The sequence below is a fragment of the Microbacterium sp. Leaf351 genome, assembly GCF_001423825.1.
GTDB lineage: Bacteria > Actinomycetota > Actinomycetes > Actinomycetales > Microbacteriaceae > Microbacterium > Microbacterium ginsengisoli.
This window is the reverse complement of the sequence record NZ_LMPK01000033.1, coordinates 135,300-136,673: the sequence shown is the minus strand read 5'-3', so window position 1 is coordinate 136,673 and position 1,374 is coordinate 135,300. Positions and strand designations below refer to the sequence as shown.

Annotated in this window: 1 protein-coding gene; it reads right to left on the bottom strand. The window is 73.7% G+C overall.

What is annotated here, in order from left to right:
* Window positions 1-143 precede the first annotated feature (143 nt).
* Window positions 144-1,358 (bottom strand): radical SAM family heme chaperone HemW, encoded by a 1,215-nt coding sequence (gene hemW, locus ASG00_RS08995; protein ID WP_056208765.1) that lies wholly within the window; start codon window positions 1,356-1,358, stop codon window positions 144-146.
* Window positions 1,359-1,374: the final 16 nt, after the last annotated feature.

Below are 1,374 nucleotides of genomic sequence, written 5' to 3'. Positions count from 1 at the left end.
CGCCACGTAGTCCTGCACGATCGCCCGCAGGACGTCGAGGCCGCGTTCGCTGACCATTCCGCCTCCCCTCGCTGGCACTCACATCACGTGAGTGCCAATATTAGCGCGGAACGGGGCGCCACTCGCGGCGCGACGCACAGTGCTCAGGCGGTGAGCCGTCGCACGACCGCGTCGGCCAGGAGTCGACCGCGCAGCGTCAGGACGAGGCGCCCGGCGATGGCGGATGCCCCGTCGACCAGGCCGTCCGCGATGAGCCCCGCCACCTCCGCGCGACCGGTGTCCGGCAGGCTCGCCACGGCCAGCCCGTCGGCGATGCGCACCTCGAGCATCGTGCGCTCGAGCGCGCGGGACGCGGCATCGGGCGTCTCCCGTCCCGCCGCGGGCGAGGAACCCAGCGACAGGCGCTGCGCGTACGCCGCGGGGTGCTTCACGTTCCACCAGCGCACGCCGCCGACGTGCGAGTGGGCGCCCGGCCCGAACCCCCACCAGTCGGCGCCGCGCCAGTAGGCGAGATTGTGTCGCGAGCGGGTCGCCTCATCGCGCGACCAGTTCGACACCTCGTACCAGCTGTACCCCGCCGCCGCGAGGCGCGCGTCGGTGAGCTCGTACATGTCGGCCTGCACGTCGTCGTCGACCGTGTCGATCTCGCCGCGTGCGATGCGGCGGGCAAGCGCCGTGCCCTCCTCCACGATCAGCGCGTACGCCGACACGTGGTCGGTCTCGAGCGCGGTGACGGCATCGAGGGTGCGCTCCCAGTCCGCAAGCGTCTCCCCCGGCGTGCCGTAGATGACGTCGACGCTCACCTGCAGCCCGGCCGCGCGCGCCGCAGTGACCGCCCGCGGGACCGCGGCCGGCTCGTGGGTGCGGTCGAGGGTCGCCAGCACCGACGGAACGGCGGACTGCATGCCGATCGACAGACGTGTGACGCCCGCCTCAGCGAGCCTCGCCGTCAGCGCCGGTGTGACCGTGTCGGGGTTCGCCTCGACCGTCACCTCCGCATCGGCGGCGATGCCGAACGCGTCGCGCACGTCACCCAGCATGCGCGCGAGCGCATCGCCCGGGAGCAGCGTCGGCGTGCCGCCGCCGAAGAACACGGATGTCGCCGCCCGCCGCCGGCCCGCGGCATCCATCACCTGCGCGGCCAGCGCGATCTCCCGCGCGACCTCGTCGGGATAGTCCGCCTGGCTGGCGCCGCGCAGCTCCGTCGCCGTGTAGGTGTTGAAGTCGCAGTACCCGCAGCGCACGCGGCAGAACGGCACGTGCACGTACACGCCGAAGTCGGGGTGCGCGGCCGGGAGCAGGTCGGGCAGGCCGCCGTCGGCCGGAGCCGGATCGCCGAGGGGAAGCGCTGAGGGCATCAGGCCGGGGTGGTGA

Coding starts and splice junctions, on each gene's coding strand:
- hemW (WP_056208765.1), bottom strand. CDS start 1,358: ATGCCCTCAGCGCTTCCCCTCGGCGATCCGGCTCCGGCCGACGGCGGC.